This window comes from Streptomyces sp. NPDC001070 (genome assembly GCF_053598835.1).
Genome location: NZ_JBSFLB010000005.1, coordinates 51,075 through 74,430, shown reverse-complemented (window position 1 = coordinate 74,430; position 23,356 = coordinate 51,075). Strand labels below are relative to the sequence as shown.

Sequence of the window (23,356 nt, the reverse complement as noted above, 5' to 3'; positions counted from 1 at the left end):
CGCGAGATAAGCGACCGACATAATGTCGGTCGTGGCGACAGCAACAGCAGTAGAAACCGGGCACGCGCACCCGTCGGTCAACCGGCCGAACCTCACCAGCGTCGGAACCATCATCTGGCTGAGTTCCGAGCTGATGTTCTTCGCGGCCCTCTTCGCGATGTACTTCACCCTTCGCTCGGTGACGGGTGCCGAGTACTGGAAGGCACACGCCGACCTCCTGAACGTCCCGTTCTCGGCGGCGAACACCACGATCCTCGTGCTCTCCTCCTTCACCTGCCAGATGGGTGTCTTCGCCGCCGAGCGCGGCGATGTGAAGAAGCTGCGCGCGTGGTTCATCGTGACCTTCATCATGGGCGCGATCTTCATCGGCGGTCAGATCTTCGAGTACACCAACCTGGTGAAGGAGGACGGCCTCTCGCTCTCCTCCGACCCCTACGGCTCGGTGTTCTACCTGACCACCGGTTTCCACGGTCTGCACGTGACGGGTGGTCTCATCGCCTTCCTGCTGGTCCTCGGACGGACCTATGCGGCAAAGCGGTTCACCCACGAGCAGGCCACCGCGGCCATCGTCGTGTCCTACTACTGGCACTTCGTCGATGTCGTCTGGATCGGCCTCTTCGCCACGATCTACCTGATCAAGTAGTCGGACGGCCGCTCGAGTTGCGGCAGACGGTCACGACATCCAGAACCATCGACGCAAGAGATCCTGACACCGGGGTAATCCGTGAAAAAGCTCTCCGCACGACGGCGCCACCCGCTGGCGGCGCTCGTCGTCCTACTTGTCGCGCTCACGGCCATCGGGGGGCTGTACGCCGCGCTCGCGCCGGCGCCGAAGGCGCAGGCCGACGACAGCTCGCAGTCCCTCGCGATCGAAGAGGGCAAGAAGCTGTACGCCGTCGGTTGCTCCAGCTGCCACGGTACGTCGGGCCAGGGCGGCAGTGACGGCCCGAGCCTGGTCGGCGTCGGCTCCGCGGCCGTGGACTTCCAGGTCGGCACCGGCCGCATGCCGGCCCAGCAGCCCGGCGCCCAGGTGCCGAGCAAGAAGGTCATCTACGACCAGAAGCAGATCGACCAGCTCGCGGCATACATCGCCTCGCTGGGTCCCGGCCCGGTCACGCCCACCGAGGAGCAGTACAACCCGGCCGGCGCCGACATGGCCCGCGGCGGGGAGCTGTTCCGCACCAACTGCGCCCAGTGCCACAACTACCAGGGCAAGGGCGGTGCGCTGACGCACGGCAAGTACGCGCCCACGCTGGCGGGCGTCAGCAACAAGCACCTGTACGAGGCCATGCTCACCGGCCCGCAGAACATGCCGTCGTTCCCCGAGACGACGATGCCGGAGGAGAACAAGCGGGAGATCATCGCGTACCTCAACGCGGTCAACGGTGAGGGTTCGCCGAGCCCCGGCGGTATGTCGCTGGGCAGCCTCGGCCCGGTCACCGAGGGTCTGTTCGGCTGGATCTTCGGCCTCGGTGCCCTGATCGTCTGCGCCATTTGGCTCGCGGCCCACACCACCAAGGCGAAGAAGTCATGAGTCAGGACATGTCAGAAGAGAACCTGCCGGACAGGCCGGCACACGAGGGCGGCGGCCAGGTCGCGACGGTGGAGAACCCGTTCGCGGACCCCGGTCTCCCGGCGCACGAGCCGCGTCGCCAGGACATCGACGAGAAGGCCGCGAGGTCCTCCGAGCGCACGGTGGCGTTCCTGTTCACCGTGTCGATGCTCGCCACGCTCGGCTTCATCGCCAGCTTCGTCGTCCTCCCGATCGACAAGATCGTCTACATCTGGCCGCTGGGCCACATCAGCGCGCTGAACTTCGCGCTGGGCATGACCCTGGGCGTCTCGCTCTTCGCCATCGGCGCGGGCGCCGTCCACTGGGCCCGCACGCTGATGTCGGACGTCGAGGTCGCCGACGAGCGTCACCCGATCGAGGCGAGCCCCGAGGTCAAGGCGAAGGTCATGTCCGACTTCGCCGACGGCACGGCGGAGAGCCAGATCGGCCGCCGCAAGCTGATCCGCAACACCATGCTCGGCGCGCTCACCCTGGTGCCGCTGTCGGGTCTGTTCCTGCTGCGCGACCTCGGTCCGCTGCCCGAGGACAAACTCCGCCACACGCTGTGGTCCAAGGGCAAGCTGCTGATCAACCAGAACACCAACAAGCCGCTGCGTGCCGAGGACGTCGCCGTCGGCTCCCTGACCTTCGCCGTGCCCGAGGGCCTGGAGGAGGATCAGGCGGACTTCCAGGAGCAGGTCGCCAAGGCGGCGCTGATGATCGTCCGGATCCAGCCGGAGGACATCAAGGACAAGAAGTCCCGTGACTGGGCGCACCAGGGCATCCTGGCGTTCTCCAAGATCTGCACCCACGTCGGCTGCCCGATCAGCCTCTACGAGCAGCAGACGCATCACGTGCTCTGCCCGTGCCACCAGTCGACGTTCGACCTGTCCGACGGCGCCCGGGTGATCTTCGGCCCTGCCGGTCACGCCCTGCCGCAGCTGCGGATCAGTGTGAACGGCGAGGGCTACCTCGAGGCGCTGGGCGACTTCGAAGAGCCTGTGGGCCCTGCCTTCTGGGAGCGTGGATGAGCACCAACGAGAGCGCGAGCGCGAAGCCGCGCGGCAAGGCGCCCGCCGGCGAGCGCGTCGCCGACTGGGCCGACGGCCGGCTGGGCCTCTACAGCCTCGCCAAGGCCAACATGCGGAAGATCTTCCCGGACCACTGGTCCTTCATGCTCGGTGAGATCTCCCTCTACAGCTTCATCATCGTCATCCTGACCGGCGTCTACCTGACGCTGTTCTTCCACCCGGCGATGAACGAGGTCGTCTACGACGGCTCCTACGCGCCGCTGCAGGGCATCAAGATGTCCGAGGCGTACGCGTCGACCCTGCACATCAGCTTCGACGTGCGCGGCGGTCTGCTGGTCCGGCAGATCCACCACTGGGCGGCGATCGTCTTCGTGGCCGCGATGCTCGTGCACATGATGCGCGTCTTCTTCACCGGCGCGTTCCGCAAGCCGCGCGAGGTCAACTACCTCTTCGGCTTCCTGCTGCTGTTCCTCGGCATGTTCGACGGCTTCATGGGCTACTCGCTGCCGGACGACCTGCTGTCGGGCACCGGTATCCGCTTCATGGAAGGCGCCGTGCTGTCCGTGCCGATCGTCGGCACGTACATCTCGTTCTTCCTGTTCGGCGGGGAGTTCCCGGGCCACGACATCGTGCCGCGGTTCTACACGATCCACGTGCTGCTGATCCCGGGCATCATGGCGGGCCTGCTGGTGGCCCACCTGATCCTGATCGTGTACCACAAGCACACCCAGTTCCCCGGCCCCGGCAAGACCGAGAAGAACGTCGTCGGCATGCCGCTGTTCCCGGTGTACACCGCCAAGGCGGGCGGCTTCTTCTTCCTGGTCTTCGGTGTCATCGCGGCCATGTCCGCGCTGGTCTCCGTGAACCCGGTGTGGGCCTACGGTCCCTACCGGCCGGACCAGGTGTCGACCGACGCCCAGCCCGACTGGTACATGGGCTTCTCCGAGGGCCTGATCCGCATCATGCCGGGCTGGGAGATCAACCTGTGGGGCCACACGCTCGTCCTGGGCGTGTTCATCCCGCTGATGGTCTTCCCGCTGGTCCTGGGCTTCATGGGCGTCTACCCGTTCCTGGAGTCCTGGGTCACCGGTGACAAGCGCGAGCACCACCTGCTCGACCGGCCGCGCAACCGTCCCGTCCGTACGGGTATCGGCGCCGCATGGATCAGCCTCTACCTGATCCTGCTCGTCGGTGGTGGCAACGACCTCTTCGCCACCCGCTTCCACCTGTCGATCAACGCGATCACCTGGGTGGTCCGGATCTCGTTCTTCGTGCTGCCGGTGCTGGTCTTCTTCATCACCAAGCGGATCTGCCTCGGTCTGCAGCGGCGCGACCGCGACAAGGTGCTGCACGGTCGCGAGACCGGCATCATCAAGCGGCTCCCGCACGGTGAGTTCATCGAGATCCACGAGCCGCTGGAGCAGGGCGCGCTGTTCAAGCTCACCCAGCACGACCAGCCCAGGCCCCTGGAGATCGGCCCCGAGGTCGACGAGAACGGCGTGGAGAAGAAGATCGGCCGTACCGCGAAGCTGCGCGCGAAGCTGTCGCGCGGCTACTACGGCGAGGGGACCCAGATCCCCAAGCCGACGGCCGAGGAGTTCGAGGAGATCACGAGCGGCCACGGTCACCACTGATCACTGAAGCTGTGCCACCGGGCAGGGTCCCGTCCATCCGATGGACGGGGCCCTTTCCCGTTCCCCGGCGCCGATAGGCTGGGGCCGAAGGATTTCCGTTGCACGTCAGACCACCCGGAGTGTGGACCATGAGCGTTGTGAACCCCGCCGGAGGCGCATCAGTGGCGGGCGGCTCCTGGCCCGACGTCCTGGGTGCCCTGCTGAACGGACAGGACCTGAGCGCCGCCGACACGGCCTGGGCGATGAACCGGATCATGAGCGGCGAGGCCTCGGACGCCCAGGTCGCCGGCTTCATGGTGGCCCTGCGGGCCAAGGGGGAGACCGTCGAGGAGGTTACCGGCCTGGTCGAGGCGATGTACGCGCACGCCGAGCCGCTGCACATCGCCGGCCCCGCCGTGGACATCGTCGGCACCGGCGGCGACCGGGCCAGGACGGTGAACATCTCGACGATGTCGGCCATCGTCATCGCCGGTACGGGCGCCAAGGTCGTCAAGCACGGCAACCGCGCGGCCAGCAGCGCCAGCGGCGCCTCCGACGTCCTGGAGAAGCTCGGCATCAACCTGGACCTGCCCGCCGACCGGGTGGCGGAGGTCGCCGAGGAAACCGGGATCACCTTCTGCTTCGCGGCGAAGTTCCACCCCGCGATGCGGTTCGCCGCCCCGGCGCGCCGGGACCTGGGCGTCCCCACCTCCTTCAACCTCCTCGGCCCGCTGACCAATCCTGCGCGTGTCGGCGCCTCCGCCGTGGGCTGCTTCGACACCCGGATGGCCGGGCTGATCGCGGGTGTGCTGGCCCGCCGCGGATCCTCGGCGCTGGTGTTCCGGGGTGACGACGGGCTGGACGAGCTCACCGTGACGGCCACCTCCCGGATCTGGGTCGTCCGGGACGGCGAGGTCGAGCAGGTGTCCTTCGACCCGCGGGACGTCGGCATCGAGCTGGCGCCGATCGAGGCGCTGCGCGGCGCGGACGCGGCGCACAACGCCGATGTCGCCCGGCGGCTGCTGGCCGGTGAGACCGGTGCGGTCCGTGACGCGGTGCTGCTCAACTCGGCGGCCGCGCTGGTGGCGCTGGAGGCGGGCGAGGGTCCGCTGACCGACCGCATCGCGGCCGGGATCGCCAAGGCGGCGGAGTCGATCGACTCGGGCGCGGCCGCCAGGACGCTCGAGCGGTGGGCCGCGGCGACGCAGGCGTAGCGCGCGGGGACGACGCGGGAGGGCCGGGGCCGTTGCCCCGGCCCTTCGCGCTGCCGGGGCCGGTGGACCCGGGCCGGGGCGGCCGTCCGCGATACGGACCCCGGCTTGCGGCGGGCCGGCCGTATGGCATGATGCTGCGCAGGTCACGAGTGACAGCGAAACGGCCCCGGCCCGCTGTCCGGCAACCCTCCTTCCGTGGCGGGGTGCCCCGGGTGATGACCAGGCCGCAGGCAGCGAGGTCTGTGGCAAGCGCGGTCAGAGGAGTTCTTCCGTGAGCAACCGAATGCGCTAGGGCCCGTAGGCCCTGTTTCCCCCTCCCCGGGCCGCGGCCCGTTGTGCCGAGGGCTGTTCCGTCATCACTGACGTTCCTTCACTTCTGCCTGCTCACAGGAGACTTCGCCATGTCGCTGCGCCCTGCCGTCCCCTCGGCCCTGCACGCCCCGCTGCCCGTCCTGGGACGCGACGTCCTCGTACCGCTCGTGGCCGGGGGCGAGGTCGGATACGCCGCCCTCGACTACGCGGCCAGCGCGCCCGCGCTGCAGCGGGTCTGGGACGACGTGGCCGCCTACGCGCCCTACTACGGCAGCGTGCACCGGGGGGCGGGGTACCTCTCGCAGCTGTCGACGGACCTGTTCGAGCAGAGCCGGGCGACGGTCGCGGAGTTCCTCGGCTGCCGCCCCGGCGACCAGGTGATCTTCACCCGCTCGACCACCGACTCGCTGAACCTGCTGGCCGCCGCGGTGCCGGACGGCACGAGCGTCTTCGTCTTCGAGACCGAGCACCACGCGTCCCTGCTGCCGTGGCGGGACGCCGACGTCACGTACCTGAGCGCTCCCCGTACTCCGGGAGAGGCCGTGGCGACGCTCGAGCGGGAGCTGGCCGGCCGGGAGCCGCACGGGACCGCGCTGGTCTGTGTGACCGGTGCGTCGAATGTGACCGGTGAGCTGTGGCCGGTCCGTGAGCTGGCGGCGGCCGCCCACGCCCACGGTGCCCGGATCGTGCTGGACGCGGCGCAGCTCGCCCCGCACCACCCGGTGGACATCGCGGAACTCGACGTGGACTGGGTCGCCTTCTCCGGGCACAAGCTGTACGCGCCCTTCGGCTCGGGTGTGCTCGCCGGCCGCGCCGACTGGCTGCGCGAGGCCGAGCCCTACCTGGCCGGGGGCGGTGCCTCGCGGCGGGTCGCCCGGCGCGAGGACGGCGGGGTGGACGTCCACTGGCACACCACGGCCGCCCGGCACGAGGCCGGTTCGCCCAATGTCATCGGCGCCTACGCGATCGCCTCGGCCTGCCGCGCGCTGACGGAGGCGGGGTTCGAGCGCCTGGTCGAGCGCGAGCAGGCGCTGGTCGACCGGGTGCGGGCCGGACTCGCGGAGGTGCCCGAGGTGAAGGTGCTCTCGCTGTTCGGCGACGACGCCCCCCGGGTCGGCGTCATCTCCTTCGTCGTCGAGGGCTGGAACAGCTCGCACTTCGCGGCGGCCCTCTCCGCCGAGTACGGGATCGGCGTGCGCGACGGCCTCTTCTGCGCGCACCCGCTGGTCCGAACCCTCCTCGGCGGCGCGCCGCAGGAGCCGGGCGAGTGCGGTGCCCCCGACGCGGCCCCCGGCGAGAGATCGCTGAACGCGATCCGCGTCTCCTTCGGCGCCGGCACCCCGGACGAGCACGTGGAGCGGTTCGTCGGCGCGGTGCGGGAGCTCGTGACGGACGGTGCCAAGTGGCGCTACCGCACCGAGGACGGCCGCTGCGTCCCGGACCGGGGCCACGCCTAGCCCCGGCGCCCGGTCCCGTGGCCGGGCGCCGGATCAGGCGTCGAGGCCGATGGCGAAGGCCGTCTCCAGGTCGTGCTGGGAGTACGTGCGGAACGCGACGTGCGTGTCCGTGGCCTCGACGCCGGGGATCTTGCTGATCCGGCCCGGGATGACGTCCGCCAGTTCGTCGTGCCGGGCCACCCGCACCATGGCGACCAGGTCGTACGTACCCGTGACGGAGTAGACCTCGCTGACGCTGTCGAGCGCGGCGATGGACTCCGCGATCTCGGGGATACGGTCGACGCTGGTCTTGATGAGCACGATCGCGGTGATCACGGCTGTAGGTCTCCTTGGGTCGCCCTGGCTGCGGGCTCAAGCTTAGGCGCTGCGCGGTAGCACACCCACGTGCACAGGAAGCCGAAGACGAAGCCGGCGATGTGGGCGAGGTAGGCCACGCCGGGACCGGTCTGGTGGACCTCGCCGGCGAGCCATTGCAGGACGAACCAGAAGATCAGCACCATCCAGGCCGGGAAGCGCAGCGGGAGGAAGAAGAGGAAGGGGAAGACGCTGGTCACCCGGGCCCGGGGGTAGAGGTAGAGGTAGGCGCCGAGGACCCCGGAGATCGCACCGGAGGCGCCGACCAGGGTCTGGGTGGAGGAGGCGTGCGCGAGCGCGTAGCCGTACGTCGCCAGATAGCCGGCGGCGACGTAGAAGAGGAGGAACCGGAAACGGCCCATGCGGTTCTCGACGTTGTCGCCGAAGACATGGAGGAAGAGCATGTTGCCGAGCAGGTGCACCCAACTGCCGTGGACGAACAGCGCGGTGACCACCGACAGCAACGGCGACGTGGCGAAGGACCGCAGCGCCGGGCAGCCGGCGGGCATCGGTACCTCCCCAGGGGGGATCCGGCCGTGCCAGAGTTCGGCGGGGATGACACCCCAGCGGGCGAAATAGTGCGCCTGGGCGCACATCTGCTCGTGGCCGGTGCCGTAGAGGGGGTTGAGCCCTGAGGACGGCCCGATGAGGAAGACCAGTGCGCACAGCCCGATCAGGGCGTACGTCACCACGGGTGTGCGGCGGACGGGGTTCTTGTCGTACACCGGGATGACCATGGTCCGATCATGACGGAACGGGTGTAACGGTCATAGGGTGCCTCGCCGCAGCGCGGGGGACCACCGAGGCCGTAGGGTGACCGGAACGCATTCGCGCGACCGAGGAGACGATCGATGCCGGTTCCCCTGCCGACCGCCACGACCCGTTGGCGTTGCACCCTCTGCGGCAATCTGACCCGGTTCGACGTCACTCGTTCCAGCAAGGTCGTGGAGTACGTCCACCTGGATCTGGCGGGCGAGCCCACGGTCGAGGAGCGCGAGGTGCTGAGCGAGACCGTCGAGTCGGTGCGCTGCCGCTGGTGCAACGCCGTGGACCAGATCGAGCTGGTCGACCGCCCCGACGCGGCGGCCGCGACGCAGGCCTGAGCGCCGCCGGGGACAATAGAAGAATGCGGCGCGGCCAGAGAGGTTGAAGGAGGCCGGGGAGGCGCCCACGGACTGGACGGGAGTGACTGGTGGACGGGACCGGCGGTAACCCGGGCCGCGGGGACGCAGCGGCCGCGCCCGAGGCTGCGCCTGCCCCCGAGGACTCCGTCCACGGTGAGTCGCTCGACCGTCCGCTCCCCGAGGGTGTGCGCCACCGCGTGGTCGCCCTGGCGGCGGACGCGTTCGGCGGTCTGACGCCTAACGAGCTGCCCTCGGTGCTGCGCCCGTACGCGAGGTTCACCCCGAGCCGCCGCGCCAAGTTCGCCGCGACCGCGCTCGCCACCGCACTGGAGGGCGATCCCGCCTTCCGGCAGCGGGTGGCGGCCCGGCTGCGCGACTCCGAGCCCGATCTGTGCGAGGCGCTGGACGCCGGCACCCCGCCGCCCGCGGTCGATCCGCTCGACGTGGCGGCCGCGGCCTATCTGCTGCGCCCCACGGGCTGGGCCAAGCTGGTCGCCGCGGCGGGCGAGGAGGCGCAGCGGGTCAGCGCCGAACGGGCGGGCGAGGAGGCGCAGCGCGAGCTGCGGCAGCTGAAGGCCGAGCTGGACGAGGCGCGCGCCCAGGCCCGTACCGAGGGCGTACGGATCCGTACCGAGCTGGAAGCGGCCCGCAAGGAGGCCGAGTCGCTGCAGCGCAAACTGCGCAGCGCGGCGAGCGATGTGAAGCGGGCCGAGGCGGCGCTGCGCAAGGTCGAGGCCGAACTGGACGAGACGCGTGCGTCCGCCGCCGCGGAGAAGGCGGCGGCGGACGGCGAGGCACGCCGGCTGCGGGCCCGGCTCGCCGAGGCCGAGCAGTCCGTCGAGGCGTCCCGCCGGGCGGCCCGGGAGGGCCGCAGCACGGGGGACATGCGGCTGCGGCTGCTCCTCGACACGGTGCTCGACGCCGCCTCGGGGCTGCGCCGCGAGCTGGCGCTGCCGCCGCGTGACACCCTGGGGGCCCGGCCGGCGGACACCGTCGACGCCGTGACGCCGGGGGCGATCAGCCCGAAGGACATCGCGCGGCGCGCCCTGTCCGAGGACGACCCGGCGCTGCTGGACCAGCTGCTGGCGCTGCCGCAGTCGCATCTGGTGGTCGACGGCTACAACGTGACCAAGACGGGTTATCCGGCGCTGCCGTTGGAGAAGCAGCGGCTGCGGCTGCTGGGCGGCCTGGCGGTGCTGGCGGCGCAGAGCGGCTCCGAGGTCACCTGTGTCTTCGACGGTGCCGACCTGGACGCCCCGGTGCTGCTGGCGCCACCGCGCGGGGTACGGGTGCTGTTCAGCAAGGCCGGTGAGACCGCGGACGAGTTGATCCGCCGTCTGGTTCGGGCGGAACCTCCCGGTCGTCCGATTGTGGTGGTTTCTTCCGATCGCGAAGTTGCTGACGGTGTGGCCCGTGCCGGCGCCCGTCCGGTCGCATCCACCTTGCTGCTGAAGCGACTTGCCCGGGTGTGACCTGGAGCACACCGTGAGGCGTGTGAGGCGCTTTTCGGGGACGCTGCGTCAACTCGTCATCACTGCAGGTGCGATGTATGTAAAGAAAACGTGGCTGAGCGACTTTTTTTCTTCAGAGATTTGATCCGATCACAAGATGGTCACTAGGGTCGTGCCTCGAACCTCTGCCCAGTCGATCATCCAGCCCGGATGGCGGCGGAGGTCCCGCCGATCTGAAGTGCCGGTCGTACGACGGGGGACGCCGACGCTCGGAGCCGGGGAACGCTGTTCCCAATGCACGCGGCAGGCGGCTGGAGGAAGAAGGAGCTCGCCCGAGTGGCGTCCCACCGTCGTCCCAAGCAAGCCAGTCGCGCACGTGTCACCGTGCTCACCGCGACCGCCGCCGCAGCCGTCGCCCTGTCCGCGCAAGCCGCCCAGGCCGCCCCGGCGAAGCCGTCCGTCAAGAGCGTCAAGGCCAAGGTCGACGGGCTCTACGAGCAGGCCGAGCAGGCGACCGAGAAGTTCAACGGCGCCAAGGAAAAGCAGGGGAAGCTGCAGAAGCAGGTCGAGGACCTGCAGGACGAGGTCGCTCGCGAGCAGTCCGAGCTCAACGACCTCATGGACGACCTCGGCACCCTCGCCAGCGCCCAGTACCGCAGTGGCGGCATCGACCCGTCGCTCCAGCTCTTCCTCTCCTCCGACCCGGACACCTACCTCGACAAGGCGTCCACGCTCGACCAGTTGAGCACCAAGCAGGCCGACGCGCTCAGGCAGATCGCGGAGAAGAAGCGCACGCTCAACCAGCAGAAGGCCGAGGCCGCGAGCAAGCTCAACGAGCTCGACGAGACCCGCACCGAGCTGGGCAAGAAGAAGAAGGAAGTCCAGGCGAAGCTGGCCGAGGCGCAGAAGCTCCTCAACTCCCTCACCGCCTCGCAGCGTGCGGCCCTCGCCGCCGCCGACGCCCGCGCCAACCGCTCCAACGAGCGTGTCGACCTGGGCAACGACACCGCCGCCTCCTCGCGTGCCGCCGCCGCTCTCGCGGCCGCCAAGACCAAGCTCGGTTCGCCGTACGTCTACGGCGCCACCGGCCCGAGTTCCTTCGACTGCTCCGGCCTCACCTCCTGGGCGTACGCCCAGGCCGGTGTCGGCATACCGCGGACCTCGCAGGCCCAGGCCGGCGCCGGCGCGCACCTGTCGATGAGCCAGCTGCAGCCCGGCGATCTGGTCATCTTCTACGGCGACCAGCACCACGTCGCCCTCTACGCGGGCAACGGCATGGTCCTGCACGCGCCGCGCACCGGCACGGTCGTCCGCTACGAGTCGATCAACAACATGCCGTTCCAGTTCGGCGTCCGCATCTGACCCACGGATCCGGCGCCCAACGCGTTGAACCTATCGGGTGATCTCGTACGGTGACGGCCGGGCGGTGACCTGCGCAAGCGGAGCACCGCCCGGCCGCCCGGCGGTACGCGGTCTTTGAACTCCCCGTGTCCGGCTGACTACTGTCAGCCGACGTGCCATCCCATCGACGCAACCCGCAGCCCGGCCGGGCCCCGCAGAGCTCCAGGACCACGGTCCTGACAGCGGCGGCGGCCACCGCCGCCGCGATGGCGGGCGCGGTCACCGCGCCGACGGCGGCCGCCGACCCGGCGGACACCCCCGTCGATGTCGCCGCCCGCATCGATCAGCTCTACACACAGGCCGAGCGGGCCACCGAGCAGTTCAACGCCGCCCGCGAGAACACGGGGCGGCTCCGACGCGAGGTGGAGGTCCTCCAGGACCGGGCCGCGCGCGGCCAGGAGCGGGTCAACCGGCTCCGCGACGACCTCGGCACGCTCGCCGGGGCCCAGTACCGCGGCGGGGGAGTGGACCCCACCCTCGCCCTGCTGCTCTCCCCCGACCCCGAGACCTACCTCGACCGGGCCGCCACCCTCGACCGCATCAGCAGCCGAGGCAACGCGCGCCTCGGCGAACTCCGCTCCGCCCAGCGCTTCCTGGACCAGGAACGCGCCCGCGCCACCGAACGGCTCGGCGAACTCGAGCGGGCCCGCAGCAGCCTCACGGCCCGCAAGAAGGCCGTGCAGCGCAAGCTGATGGCGGCCGCGCGCCTGGTCAACTCCCTCTCCCCGGAGGAGCGGGCGCGGCTCGCCCGCCGCCTGGAGGCACGTGCCTCCCGTTCCGGCCGCATGGTCGACATCCCCGATCTCGGCCCTCTCTCCGTACGCGCCGCCACGGCCGTCGCCGCCGCACGCTCCGCCGTCGGCGCCCCCTACGTCTGGGGCGCCACCGGGCCCGGTTCCTTCGACTGCTCCGGCCTCATGGTCTGGGCGTACCGGCAGGCGGGCGTGGGGCTGCCCCGTACCTCCCAGGCGCAACTGCACGCCGGACGGCATGTGCCGCTGAGCCAGGCCCGCCCCGGCGACCTGGTCATCTACCGCGGCGACGCCAGCCACGTCGCCATGTACATCGGCGACGGCCAGGTCATCCACGCGCCCTACCCCGGGGCCCGGGTCCGCTACGACCCCGTCGGCATGCTGCCGATCGCGGCGGTGACCCGGCCCACGTGACCGCCCCCGCCGGGACCGTACGATCGGCGGCGTGGCCCCTTTCCGTTCGCCGACCCGCGCCGTGGCCGCCGCGCTGTGCTGCGCGGCGGTGGTCCTCGCCGGCTGCGGGCCCGTGGACGGCGGGCGGGCCGGTGGCACGGGGCGCCCCGGCGACCCGGCCGTCCGGCAACTGCTGGACCGGCGGGCGGACGCGGTCCTGCGGCACGACGAGAAGGCCTACCTGGCCGAAGTGACGCCCTCCCGGCGGGCCGCCGAACGGGAGGTCTTCCGCAACCTCGCGGGGCTCCCGCTCGCCTCCTGGTCGTACCGGCTGGTCTCCATCAAGGGCGCCGACCCCGTGACGGCCGGCGTCCAGCTCCGCTACCGCCTCAAGGGCTACGACAGCGCGCCGGTCGTCTCGGACGAGTCGCTGCTCCTGCGCCCCGACGGCGCCGGCCGCTGGCGGGTCGCGGGCGACGGCGACCCGGGCGGTCAGCTGTGGGAGCAGGGCCGGCTCCACGTCGTCCGCGGCACCCGCAGCATCGTCCTCGGCACCGGCGACCGGGCGTCGCTCACCGGGTACGCCGCCGACGCGGACCGGGCGGTCCCGCAGGTGCGCCGGGCCTGGGGCACCGGGGGATGGACCGGGCGGGTCGTGCTCGAAGTGCCCGCCTCCCTGCGGCGCATGGGCGAACTGCTCGACGCCCCCGCGGACACCTACGCGGGCGTCGCGGCCGTCACCACCGGGGAGGCGGGCGGTCACGGCACCGCACCGGCGGGACGCATCGTCGTCAATCCCGAGGCCTTCGCGGGGCTGTCGGGCTTCGGCCGCCAGGTCGTGCTCACCCACGAGACCACCCACGTCGCCACACGCGCCGCGACGACCTCCCGCACCCCGCTGTGGCTGTCCGAGGGCTTCGCCGACTGGGTCGCCTACCGGGACTCCGGCCGCTCGGCGGCGACCCTCGCGCCGGAACTGCGCCGCGACGTCACCGCCGCCGGGCCGCCCGTGCATCTGCCGTCCGACGCCGACTTCGCGCCCGGCGCGCCCGCGCAGGCCCAGGCGTACGAGGGCGCCTGGCTGGCCTGCCGGCTCATCGCCGGCACATGGGGCGCCGGCCGGCTGGTCGCGCTGTACCGTTCCGGTGCGGATCTGCACGGTGTCCTCGGCATCGGCGAGGACGCCTTCACCGCGCGCTGGCGCGCTTACGTCAAGGGGGAGTTGGCATGAGCGGCACGGGCGATGACGCCGGCGGCGACGTCTCGGGCGACGCTACGGGCGGCCTCACGGCCGACGCCACGGCGGACGTCACGGACGACTTCACGGAAGAGGAGACCGCGCGGGGCAGGGCGCTGCGCCGCGCGCAACTGCCGCCCCTGCTCGGCGGACGCCTCGCTGGGCTCGCGCTGCTGCTCGCCTTGGGGCTGACCCCCGCCGGCGCCGCCCTCACGGGGGTGTTCGGCGACGCCTGGGCGCTGCGTGTCCTGGCCGGCGGCCTGCTGCTGGTGCTGCTGCAGCAGGCGGTCACCCTGCCCTTCTCGGCCCGGGTCCGCGTCGTCCGGCGCGGCTACGGGCTCGTCACCCAGGGCTGGGGCGGCTGGGCCGTCGACGTCCTGCGCGGGCTCCTGGTCTCCGTACCGCTGGTGCTGGGCGCCCTGTACGGCTACTACGGCCTCGGCTGGGCCTGGGCCGCCCTGGGCGCCGTCGGCGCGGCCGTCGTCCTGTCCTGGCTCGCCCCGGTGGTGCTGGAACCGCTCTTCAACCGCTTCCGGCCGATGGAGGACGGGTCCTTGCGCGACGCGCTGCTGGCGCTGGCCGAGCGCGACGGGATCCCCGTACGGGCGGTGCTCGTCGCCGACGCGTCCCGGCGCACGACCGCGCTCAACGCGTACGTCTCCGGCTTCGGGCGCACCCGGCGCATCGTCGCCTACGACACCCTGCTGGACACGGCGCCTGCGGGGGAGGTCGAGCTCGTCGTCGCCCACGAACTCGGGCACGTCAAGCACCGCGACGTGCTGCGCGGCACGCTGCTGGGCGCCGCCGGCGCGGGGGCGGGGGTGTGCGTGCTCGCGGCCGTCATGTCCGCCTCCTCCTACGGCACCGGCGATCCGCGCGGGCTGTTCCTGCTGGCGGCGGTGGCCGCGGTGCTGTCGGCCTGCGCCGGTCCCCTCGGGTGCGCGCTGAGCCGGCGTGTCGAGCGGCGGGCGGACACGCACGCGCTGGAACTCACCGGCGACGCGGAGCGGTTCATCGCCATGCAGCGCAGGCTCACCGTCGCCAACGTCTCCGACCCCGAGCCCCCGCGGCTCCTTCACACCCTCTTCGGCACCCACCCCACCCCCGTCCAGCGCATCGCCGCGGCCCGGGCCTTCGGCTCCGCCGCGCGGTAGCGCCTCCCCGCGCCCGCGTCGGGGCACCCCGACGACTCCTCGGTGCCCGGGTTCAGGCGGTGAGGTCCGCCAGGGCCTCCGTGAGCCACTCGCGCTCCGCACGACCCGTGGCGCGGGCGACGCGGAGCATGCCGCGGCGGAAGGGATCCTCCGCCTCCTCCGCGCGCACCGGCTTGCCGCGGTCGTAGAAGAAGCTGGCCGGCGTCTCGAGGAACTCCAGCCGCCGGCGCAGCACCCCGGCCTGGGCCGCAGTGTCGGGTAGGTGCCTCAGGAAGGCGAGCACCGCGAAGAAGCGCGTGGAGTCCGTGATCTCGATCGGCTTGGGGTCGCGGAGCCGGGCGAGCAGCCGGGCGCGGCCGGTGTCGGTGAGGGAGAGCACGCGGCGCGGGGCGGCACCGACGCCGGGCTCGGTGTGCTCGATGAGCAGACCGGCCGCGGCGAGCCGGTTGATGGCGGGGTAGAGCGCGCCGTCGCTGACCGGGCGGACGTGGCCGTTCAGGGCGGCGATGCGCTCCTTGAGCTCATAGCCGTGCAGGGGCTCCTCGTACAGGAAGCCCAGGATCGTCAGCTCCAGCACCGCTCGCCGCCTCCTCGATCACGCGTTCGCCCTTGCCCGTGCGATGCCATGATGATACCTCTAATCGTGGTACCTCGAATCGAGATGGCGTCAAGGGGGAGGGATGGGGACATCCATGACGCACCGCGCACGCCTGGTCGCGCTTGCCGGCCCGGTCTACCTGGAGCTGCTGGCCGGTGTCGTCGCCGGGATCATCGACGTCCTGTGGGTGGCCCGGCTCGGCGGCGGGGGAGCGGCCGTCGCGGCCGTGGCGGTGGCCACGAACACCGAGAACGTGCTGCTCGGGGTCGTGCTGACGGCCGCGCAGGGGGCGACGGTGCTGATCGCCCGGGCCGCCGGGGCACAGGACCCGGCGGCGGTGCGGGCGGCGGTCCGCGGCGGGTGGGCGCTGTGCGCGCTGCTGACGCCCGTGGTGGCCGCCGGCGGCTTCCTGTTGCGGGAGCCCCTGGCGGTCCTGCTGCTCGGCGGGCACGGCGACCCGCGGGCGGTCCGGCTCGCGGCCGAGTACTTCGCGGTGTCGCTGCCGGGCATGGCGGTGTTCTCCGCCCAGAACACCCTGGACGGCGTGTTCAAGGGCGCCGGCGACACCCGCACCCCGATGCGGCTGGCGGTGCTGGCGAACGGGCTGATCCTGCTCCTCGACCCGTTCCTGATCCACGCGCTCGGGGTGCGCGGCGCGGCCGTGGCCACCGTCGCGGGCCGGGCGTCGGCGCTCGCCGCAGGGCTCGCGCTGCTGCGCCGCAACCCCCTGGTACGGGAGGCCGCGACGGTGCCGCCCGCCGAGCCGGTGGCGCTCGCGCTGCGCCGTACGGCAGGGACCGGGGCGCCGATGGCGGCGGACTTCCTGATCCGCATGGCCGGTTCGCTGACCCTGGTGGCGATCGTGGCACGGCTGGGCGTGGCGCAGGTCGCGGCCTTCGGGATCGCGACCAAGGCGATGTACGTGGCGACGATGGGCTTCTACGCGGTGCGCCAGGCCGCCTCCATCCACACCGCGTACCACCTGGGCGCCGGCCGGGACGGGCGGCGCCCGATCGGCCGCCAGGCGCTGCTGCTGGGCGGCGGGCTGGGACTGGCCGCGGCGGTCGTGCTGCTGCCGGCGGCGCCGTGGATCATGGCCGCGTTCGGGGCGGAGCCGGACGTGGTGGCGGCCGGGACGCTCTTCCTCCGCACGCTGGGGCCTTATCTGGTGCTGCTGGCGTGCTTCATCGCGCTGGGCGGGGTCTTCCAGGGCGGGGGCGGGGCCGCGCTGCTGGTGCGGGTGACCGCGGTGGGCACAGCGGTGCAGCTGCCGCTGGCCTACGCGCTGTCCGGCCCGGCCGGCCTGGGCCTGGCCGGGGTGAGCGCGGCGCTGGCGGTGGCCGCGGGGCTGCAGTGCCTGGCCGTGACGGCGGCCTTCACCAGGTCAGCAGCTTCTCGGCGTCCTGGCCGGGCTCGGGCAGCGGCATCGCCGGCGTCTCCGGGAGCGGCCGCGGCCGCGCCGAGGCCACCCACAGCCGGCGGCAGGCGATGAGCGAAGCGGCGACCAGCAGGCCGTTGCGGAGCAGCAGCAGCGTGATGCCGAGGTCGGTGCTGCCGACGACGTCCGAGAAGCGCACGGGGAACTCGTAGAGCGTGAGCACCGTCGCCGCCAGCACCAGCACGGCCGGGACCGCCATCACGCTGGCCCGCAGCGTAAGGCAGACGGCCGCCAGGCCGATCAGCCAGATCATGTACTGCGGGCTGATGACCCGGCTGGTCGTGGTGAACAGCAGCACGGCGGTGAAGGCGGCGTCGAAGGGCGTCTCCGGGCCGTACGCACGCGCCCGCAGTCGCCACAGCAGCAGCCAGGCGAAGGCGAGGGCGGTCAGCGCGAGCGCGATGTTGCTGACCAGGCCGACGTAGGGACCGAGGAACTCCACGGAGCCGTAGTTGAGCAGCACCTGTCCCTGCCAGCCGTGGTGCCGGGCGATGTGGAAGACCAGGGAACCGAGGGACTCCACCTCGGTGCCGCGCTCGCCCTGGAAGCGCAGGAAGGCGAAGGCCCCCGGCATCCACAGCCAGAAGCCCAGGGCGAGCAGGCCCGCACCGGCCGCGGCCGCGGTCCAGACGCGGCGGTCGCGGACCCCGGTCAGCAGCAGCACCGGCCAGACCTTGAGCATCGCGCCGAACGCGATCAGCGCGCCCGCGACCTTGGGCCGGCGCACCGTCGCCAGCAGCGCGGCGATGGCGACGGCGGTGACCATCACGTCGTAGCGCGCGTACGCGGTCGGCCCCAGCAGCGGTACGCCCAGCACCCACACATAGGCGCCGGCCACGCGCCGCCCCTCGCCGCGCGAGCCGCGCAGCAGCACCGCGAAGGCGACGGCGTCGGCGGCGCAGGCGAGCCAGAAGAAGGCGGTCGCGTAGTCGAGGAAGGGCAGCAGAGCGGGGGAGAGCACCGCGAGCGCGGCGGCGGGCGGGTACTGCCAGGTGACGTCGTGGTGGGGGAAGATGCCGGACCGCAGGACCTCGTACCAGCCGTGGTAGATCCCCGAGATGTCGGTGGTCACGTCCAGTGGGGACAGGCTGAGCACCTTGAAGACGTAGAGCAGCAGCACGACCCTGGTGGCCACCCAGGCAAGGACCGGCCCGATCGGGAGCCGTTTGCCGCTGACGCCTGCCATGTCCACCTCGTCGAATCGGTTCTGCTGTGATGATGCATGATGCCGGTCTCACCTGTGGACAGGCGTGTGGACCATAGACGCGCAGGGGGCCGCGCTCGGTTGCCGCGGACCGCACCGGATACCCTCGGCGACGTATGGACAAGACCCTGATCGTCACCAACGACTTCCCGCCACGCCCCGGTGGCATCCAGGCGTTCGTGCACAGCATGGCGCTGCGCCTCGATCCCGGCCGGGTGGTGGTGTACGCGTCGACCTGGCGGGACGGCTCCGAGGTCGCCGCGTTCGATGCCGAGCAGCCCTTCCCGGTCGTACGTGATCGTACGACGATGTTGCTTCCGACCCCGAGGGTGACCCGGCGGGCCGCCGCGCTCCTGCGTGAACACGGCTGCGCCTCGGTGTGGTTCGGGGCGGCGGCTCCACTCGGGCTGATGGCGCCCGCACTGCGGAAGGCGGGGGCGCGCCGCCTGGTGGCGACGACCCACGGTCACGAGGCGGGGTGGGCGCAGCTGCCCGCGAGCCGCGGGCTGCTGCGGCGGATCGGCGAGGGCACGGACACGATCACGTATCTGGGCGAGTACACCCGGTCCCGGATCGCGCGGGCGCTGACGCCCGAGGCCGCCGCGCGCATGGTGCAGCTGCCGCCGGGCGTCGACGAGAAGACCTTCCACCCCGCCTCCGGCGGTGAGGCCGTGCGCGCCCGGCTGGGGCTGACGGACCGGCCGGTGGTCGTCTGCGTCTCCCGCCTGGTGCCGCGCAAGGGCCAGGACACCCTGATCCAGGCCATGCCGCTGATCCTGGCCGCGGAGCCGGACACGGTCCTGCTGATCGTGGGCGGCGGTCCCTACGCCGACGAGCTGAAGCGGCTGGCCGAGCGGACCGGGGTGGCGGACTCGGTGCGGTTCACCGGGGCGGTGCCCTGGGAGGAGCTGCCCGCGCACTTCGGCGCCGGGGACGTCTTCGCCATGCCGTGCCGCACGCGCCGCGGCGGACTGGACGTCGAGGGGCTCGGCATCGTCTACCTGGAGGCCTCGGCCACCGGCCTGCCGGTCGTCGCGGGCGACTCCGGCGGCGCGCCGGACGCGGTGCTGGACGGCGAGACCGGTTGGGTGGTGCGCGGCGGGGAGCCCGGGGAGGCCGCCGAGCGGATACTGGCGCTGCTGGGCGACGCGGAGCTGCGGCGCCGGATGGGCGAGCGCGGGCGCAAGTGGGTCGAGGACGCCTGGCGGTGGGATCTGCTCGCGGAGCGGCTGAAGGCCCTCTTGTAAAAGACCATGAGCGCACGGTATGGGCGGAATCCGCCATTCCGCCCATGATTCGCCCATGACATCAAATCTGACGCGCCGTCACATTCTGGGTATCGCCGCCCTGCAGACGGCCGCTGTGATGGGTCTCACCCGCATCGACCTCTCCCCGACCGCCGCGGCGGCCGGGGACGCTGCCGACTACGCACCCGCCGTCGTCATCGGCTCCGGATACGGAGGCGCGGTCGCGGCGCTGCGCTTGGCCGAGGCGGGCGTGAGAACCCTCGTACTGGAAATGGGGCGGGCCTGGGACGCGCCTGCCTCCGACGGCAAGGTCTTCTGCAGCACCGCCTCGCCGGACCGCCGCTCGATGTGGTTCCGCACCCGCACCGCGGCACCCCTGGCCAGCTTCCTGTGGCTGGACGTGGTCAACAAGGACATCACGCCCTACCCCGGCGTCCTGGATCGCGTCGACCACCCCGGCATGTCCGTCTACGTCGGCCGCGGCGTCGGCGGCGGCTCCCTCGTCAACGGCGGCATGGCCGTCACGCCCGACCGCGCCTACTTCCAGGAGGTCCTCCCGCAGGTCGACGCGGACGCCATGTACGGCACGTGGTTCCCGCTCGCCAACCGCATGCTCGGCGTCAACACCATCGCGCCGGACTGGTTCGAGAGCGCCGAGTGGTACCAGTTCACCCGCGTCTCCCGTGCCCAGGCCGCCAAGGCCGGGCTCGCCACCACCTTCGTGCCCAACGTCTACGACTTCGGCTACATGCAGCGCGAGGCCGCGGGCACCGCCACCAAGTCGGCCCTCGCCCAGGAGGTCATCTACGGCAACAACTTCGGCAAGCGCAGCCTCGACAGGACCTACCTCGCCGCCGCCCTCGGCACCGGCAACGTCACCATCGAGACGCTCAGCCGTGTGACGGCGATCCACAGGAACCCCGACGGCACCTATGTGCTGACGGTGGCGCAGACGGACCTCACCGGCACCGTCGTCTCCACCCGTGAGGTCGGCTGCCGCCGGCTGTTCCTCGCCGCCGGGAGCCTCGGCACGACCGAACTGCTGCTGCGCGCACGGGAGACCGGCGCCCTGCCGAACCTCAGCCCCGCCGTCGGCAAGGGCTGGGCGGGCAACGGGAACATCATGCTCGGCCGCGCCAACTACCTGTGGAACCCCACCGGCGCCCACCAGTCGACCATCCCCGTGATGGGCATCAACGACTGGAACAACGCGGCCAATCCGGTCTTCGCCGAGATCGCCCCGCTCCCCACCGGTCTGGAGACGTGGGTCAGCCTCTACCTCGCCATCACCAAGAACCCCGAGCGGGGCACCTTCGTCTACGACCCGGGCGGCGACAAGGCCGTGCTCGACTGGACCCGTTCGCAGAACCAGCCCTCGGTCAACTCCGCGAAGACCCTCTTCGACCGGATCAACCGGGCCAACGCCACCATCTACCGCTACGACCTGTTCGGCGACACCCGCGCCTTCGCCGACGACTTCTGCTACCACCCGCTCGGCGGCTGCGTCCTCGGCAGCGCCACCGACTCCTACGGCCGCGCCAACGGCTACGACGGCCTGTACGTCGTCGACGGCTCGCTGGTGCCGGGCTCCATCGGGGTCAACCCGTTCGTCACCATCACCGCCCTGGCGGAGCGCACCATGGCCAGGGTCCTGGCACAGGACGGCATCACCTAGGAACGCCGGCGGCCGCCGTGCGCGCGAGGCGTACGGCGGCCACCGTCAACGAAGGTGAGAGCCCGTCAGGGACGGCTCACTTGGCGTAGATCGCGGCGATCTCGTCCGCGTAGTCCCGCAGCACCACGTTGCGCTTCAGCTTCAGCGACGGCGTGACGTGCCCGGACTCCTCGGTGAACTGCGTTGCCAGGATGCGGAACTTCTTCACCGCCTCCGCCTTGGAGACCGCCGCGTTGCCGTCGTCGATCGCCGACTGCACCTCGGCCAGCAGCTCCGGGTCCTGGCGGAGCTCCGCGACCGTGCGGCCGGCCTTGCCGTGCTGCTCGGCCCAGCGGGGCAGGAACTCCTCGTCCAGGGTGACCAGCGCGCCGATGAAGGGCTTGCCGTCGCCGACCACCATGCACTCGGCGATCAGCGCGTGGGCGCGAATGCGGTCCTCGATCACCGCGGGGGCGACGTTCTTGCCGCCCGCCGTGACGATGATCTCCTTCTTGCGGCCGGTGATGGTGATGTAGCCGTCCTCGTCCAGCGTCCCGATGTCGCCGGTGTGGAACCAGCCGTCGGTGACCGCCTCGGCCGTGGCCGCCTCGTTGTTCCAGTAGCCGGCGAACAGGTGCTCGCCATGGAGCAGGACCTCGCCGTCGTCGGCGATGCGGACCGTGGAGCCGGGCAGCGGCTGTCCGACGGTGCCGATCTTCGTACGGTCCCAGGGGTTGAAGGCGGTGGCCGCACAGGACTCCGTGAGGCCGTAGCCCTCCAGCACCGTGAAGCCGATGCCGCGGTAGAAGTGGCCCAGCCGCTCGCCCAGCGGGGCGCCGCCGGAGATCGAGTACTCGGCGCGGCCGCCGAGCACGGCGCGCAGCTTGCTGTAGACCAGCCGGTCGAAGACCTTGTGCTTGAACTTCAGGCCCAGCGTCGGGCCGCTCGCCGAGTCCAGCGCGCGGCTGTACTCGATCGCCACCTCGGTGGCCTTGTCGAAGATCTTCCCCTTGCCGCCGGCCTGCGCCTGGGCGCGCGCGGAGTTGTAGACCTTCTCGAAGACGCGCGGCACGCCCAGCAGCAGCGTCGGCCGGAAGGCGGCCAGCTCACCGGTGAGGTTCTTGATGTCGCTGACGTGCCCCAGCTTGATCGGCGCCATGACGCTGGCCACCTCGACCAGCCGGCCGAAGACGTGGGCGAGCGGCAGGAAGAGCAGGATCGAGGAGTCACCGGTGCGGAAGAGCGGCTTCAGGCGCTCCACGACGTTGCCGCACTCGGCGAAGAACGCGCGGTGCGTGAGCACACAGCCCTTGGGACGCCCGGTGGTGCCGGAGGTGTAGACGATCGTGGCCGGGGAGTCGGCCTTGGCGTGGGCGCCGCGCTCGTCCACCATCGCCTCGGCGATGTCCGTGCCCGCCGCGCCGAGCGTCTCCACGGCGCCCGCCTCGATCCGCCACACGTGCTTCAGCTGCGGCAGCCGGTCGCGCACCGACTCCACCGACTTCTCGTGGCCCTCGGTCTCCACGATCGCCGCGACCGCGCCCGAGTCGCTCAGGATCCACTCGATCTGCTCGGCCGAGGAGGTCTCGTAGACCGGGACGGTGACCGCTCCCGCGCTCCAGACGGCGAAGTCGAACAGGGTCCACTCGTACCGGGTGCGGGAGATCAGGGCGACCCGGTCGCCGGGCTGCACACCCGAGGCGATCAGGCCCTTGGCCGCGGCACGTACCTCGGCGAGGAACGCCGTGGCGGTGACGTCCGCCCACTCACCGGCCGAGGTCTTCCGCGCGATGACGGGAACATCGGGATGCTGAGCGGCGTTGCGGCGGATGAGATCCGTCAGATTGCCGTCCGCAGGGACCTCGTAGAGAGCCGGAAGGCTGAACTCGCGCAAGACTGCTGCTCCTCATCGGCGCCGGCGGCGGTGCTGGCTGCGTCCACTGCATGGTTGAAGCATGGAACGGTCTGCCCGGACGTTACCCACCGGTAAAGCTTCTGCGGTAGGGGGTGCCGTGTAGATGTTTTGTGTGTCACATCGTCGTCACACGCCGGAGCTCCGCGGCGGCACACTGCGGATCTACTGGTCCGAAGCCTAGTCGAGGCCACAGGTGACCCGCAGGTAACAAGGGTCCCGGTGTGCCCTCCCCAACCCCGGCCGTCGCGTCCTAGA

20 protein-coding genes and 1 riboswitch are annotated in these 23,356 nt (G+C 71.6%); of the genes, 15 read left to right on the top strand and 5 right to left on the bottom strand.

Going from position 1 to position 23,356, the window contains the following annotated elements; translation table 11 throughout:
- Positions 1–22 precede the first annotated feature (22 nt).
- The 6 genes from ctaE to ACWDAS_RS07950 all read left to right on the top strand — a co-directional run bounded on the left by ctaE (position 23) and on the right by ACWDAS_RS07950 (position 7,179).
- Positions 23–643, top strand: coding sequence for an aa3-type cytochrome oxidase subunit III (gene ctaE / locus ACWDAS_RS07975; protein ID WP_450387997.1), 621 nt, complete (start codon positions 23–25; stop codon positions 641–643).
- Positions 644–724: 81 nt separating this feature from the next.
- Positions 725–1,534: a cytochrome bc1 complex diheme cytochrome c subunit gene (gene qcrC, locus ACWDAS_RS07970; protein ID WP_450387996.1), complete on the top strand. Its 810-nt coding sequence runs from the start codon at positions 725–727 to the stop codon at positions 1,532–1,534.
- An 8-nt stretch (positions 1,535–1,542) separates the two neighbouring features.
- The gene (gene qcrA / locus ACWDAS_RS07965) at positions 1,543–2,583 is read left to right on the top strand and encodes a cytochrome bc1 complex Rieske iron-sulfur subunit (RefSeq protein ID WP_450387995.1); all 1,041 of its coding nucleotides are present in this window, start codon (positions 1,543–1,545) and stop codon (positions 2,581–2,583) included.
- The gene (gene qcrB, locus ACWDAS_RS07960) at positions 2,580–4,217 is read left to right on the top strand and encodes a cytochrome bc1 complex cytochrome b subunit (RefSeq protein ID WP_450387994.1); all 1,638 of its coding nucleotides are present in this window, start codon (positions 2,580–2,582) and stop codon (positions 4,215–4,217) included. Before qcrA ends, qcrB begins: the two co-directional genes overlap by 4 nt.
- A 128-nt stretch (positions 4,218–4,345) precedes the next feature.
- A complete protein-coding gene (trpD, locus tag ACWDAS_RS07955; protein WP_450387993.1) occupies positions 4,346–5,410 on the top strand; it encodes an anthranilate phosphoribosyltransferase in 1,065 nt (354 codons plus the stop codon).
- 141 nt (positions 5,411–5,551) lie between these two features.
- Positions 5,552–5,668: riboswitch (SAM riboswitch) on the top strand.
- A gap of 143 nt (positions 5,669–5,811) precedes the next feature.
- Positions 5,812–7,179, top strand: a complete 1,368-nt coding sequence (locus tag ACWDAS_RS07950) for an aminotransferase class V-fold PLP-dependent enzyme (RefSeq protein ID WP_450387992.1) — start codon at positions 5,812–5,814, stop codon at positions 7,177–7,179.
- A 33-nt stretch (positions 7,180–7,212) separates the two neighbouring features.
- Here the strand turns inward: ACWDAS_RS07950 and ACWDAS_RS07945 are convergent, their stop codons facing one another.
- On the bottom strand, positions 7,213–7,494 hold the full coding sequence (locus tag ACWDAS_RS07945) for an Lrp/AsnC family transcriptional regulator (protein ID WP_018557042.1): 282 nt from the start codon (positions 7,492–7,494) through the stop codon (positions 7,213–7,215).
- Positions 7,491–8,270 carry a rhomboid family intramembrane serine protease gene (locus tag ACWDAS_RS07940; RefSeq protein ID WP_450387991.1) on the bottom strand — a complete coding sequence of 260 codons (780 nt, stop codon included), beginning with the start codon at positions 8,268–8,270 and terminating at the stop codon, positions 7,491–7,493. The genes ACWDAS_RS07945 and ACWDAS_RS07940 overlap by 4 nt, the downstream gene beginning before the upstream one ends.
- A 114-nt stretch (positions 8,271–8,384) precedes the next feature.
- Here ACWDAS_RS07940 and ACWDAS_RS07935 point away from each other — a divergent pair, with 114 nt between their 5' ends.
- From ACWDAS_RS07935 to ACWDAS_RS07910, 6 genes are all read left to right on the top strand, one after another.
- Positions 8,385–8,636, top strand: coding sequence for a hypothetical protein (locus tag ACWDAS_RS07935; protein WP_450387990.1), 252 nt, complete (start codon positions 8,385–8,387; stop codon positions 8,634–8,636).
- A gap of 89 nt (positions 8,637–8,725) precedes the next feature.
- Positions 8,726–10,129, top strand: coding sequence for an NYN domain-containing protein (locus tag ACWDAS_RS07930; protein WP_450387989.1), 1,404 nt, complete (start codon positions 8,726–8,728; stop codon positions 10,127–10,129).
- Positions 10,130–10,444: 315 nt separating this feature from the next.
- Positions 10,445–11,470: an NlpC/P60 family protein gene (locus tag ACWDAS_RS07925; RefSeq protein ID WP_450387988.1), complete on the top strand. Its 1,026-nt coding sequence runs from the start codon at positions 10,445–10,447 to the stop codon at positions 11,468–11,470.
- A gap of 152 nt (positions 11,471–11,622) precedes the next feature.
- On the top strand, positions 11,623–12,675 hold the full coding sequence (locus tag ACWDAS_RS07920) for an NlpC/P60 family protein (protein WP_450387987.1): 1,053 nt from the start codon (positions 11,623–11,625) through the stop codon (positions 12,673–12,675).
- Between the two features lie 31 nt (positions 12,676–12,706).
- Positions 12,707–13,885, top strand: coding sequence for a hypothetical protein (locus ACWDAS_RS07915; RefSeq protein WP_450387986.1), 1,179 nt, complete (start codon positions 12,707–12,709; stop codon positions 13,883–13,885).
- Positions 13,882–15,045 carry a M48 family metalloprotease gene (locus ACWDAS_RS07910; RefSeq protein WP_450387985.1) on the top strand — a complete coding sequence of 388 codons (1,164 nt, stop codon included), beginning with the start codon at positions 13,882–13,884 and terminating at the stop codon, positions 15,043–15,045. The genes ACWDAS_RS07915 and ACWDAS_RS07910 overlap by 4 nt, the downstream gene beginning before the upstream one ends.
- A 52-nt stretch (positions 15,046–15,097) precedes the next feature.
- Here the strand turns inward: ACWDAS_RS07910 and ACWDAS_RS07905 are convergent, their stop codons facing one another.
- Positions 15,098–15,622, bottom strand: a complete 525-nt coding sequence (locus ACWDAS_RS07905; RefSeq protein WP_450387984.1) for a PadR family transcriptional regulator — start codon at positions 15,620–15,622, stop codon at positions 15,098–15,100.
- A 115-nt stretch (positions 15,623–15,737) separates the two neighbouring features.
- On the opposite strand from ACWDAS_RS07905, the gene ACWDAS_RS07900 reads away from it, so the two are divergent.
- Positions 15,738–17,135: an MATE family efflux transporter gene (locus tag ACWDAS_RS07900; RefSeq protein WP_450387983.1), complete on the top strand. Its 1,398-nt coding sequence runs from the start codon at positions 15,738–15,740 to the stop codon at positions 17,133–17,135.
- On the opposite strand, the gene ACWDAS_RS07895 is transcribed toward ACWDAS_RS07900, so the two are convergent.
- Positions 17,020–18,267, bottom strand: coding sequence for a glycosyltransferase 87 family protein (locus ACWDAS_RS07895; RefSeq protein ID WP_450387982.1), 1,248 nt, complete (start codon positions 18,265–18,267; stop codon positions 17,020–17,022). The genes ACWDAS_RS07900 and ACWDAS_RS07895 overlap by 116 nt on opposite strands.
- Positions 18,268–18,401: 134 nt before the next feature.
- Between ACWDAS_RS07895 and ACWDAS_RS07890 the strand changes: the two genes are divergently transcribed.
- Positions 18,402–19,532, top strand: a complete 1,131-nt coding sequence (locus tag ACWDAS_RS07890; protein WP_450387981.1) for a glycosyltransferase family 4 protein — start codon at positions 18,402–18,404, stop codon at positions 19,530–19,532.
- A 55-nt stretch (positions 19,533–19,587) separates the two neighbouring features.
- Positions 19,588–21,207, top strand: a complete 1,620-nt coding sequence (locus ACWDAS_RS07885) for a GMC oxidoreductase (RefSeq protein ID WP_450387980.1) — start codon at positions 19,588–19,590, stop codon at positions 21,205–21,207.
- A 76-nt stretch (positions 21,208–21,283) separates the two neighbouring features.
- Here ACWDAS_RS07885 and ACWDAS_RS07880 read toward each other — a convergent pair whose 3' ends face one another.
- Complete coding sequence (locus ACWDAS_RS07880; protein WP_450387979.1) at positions 21,284–23,080, bottom strand: AMP-dependent synthetase/ligase; 1,797 nt, start codon at positions 23,078–23,080, stop codon at positions 21,284–21,286.
- Positions 23,081–23,356: the final 276 nt, after the last annotated feature.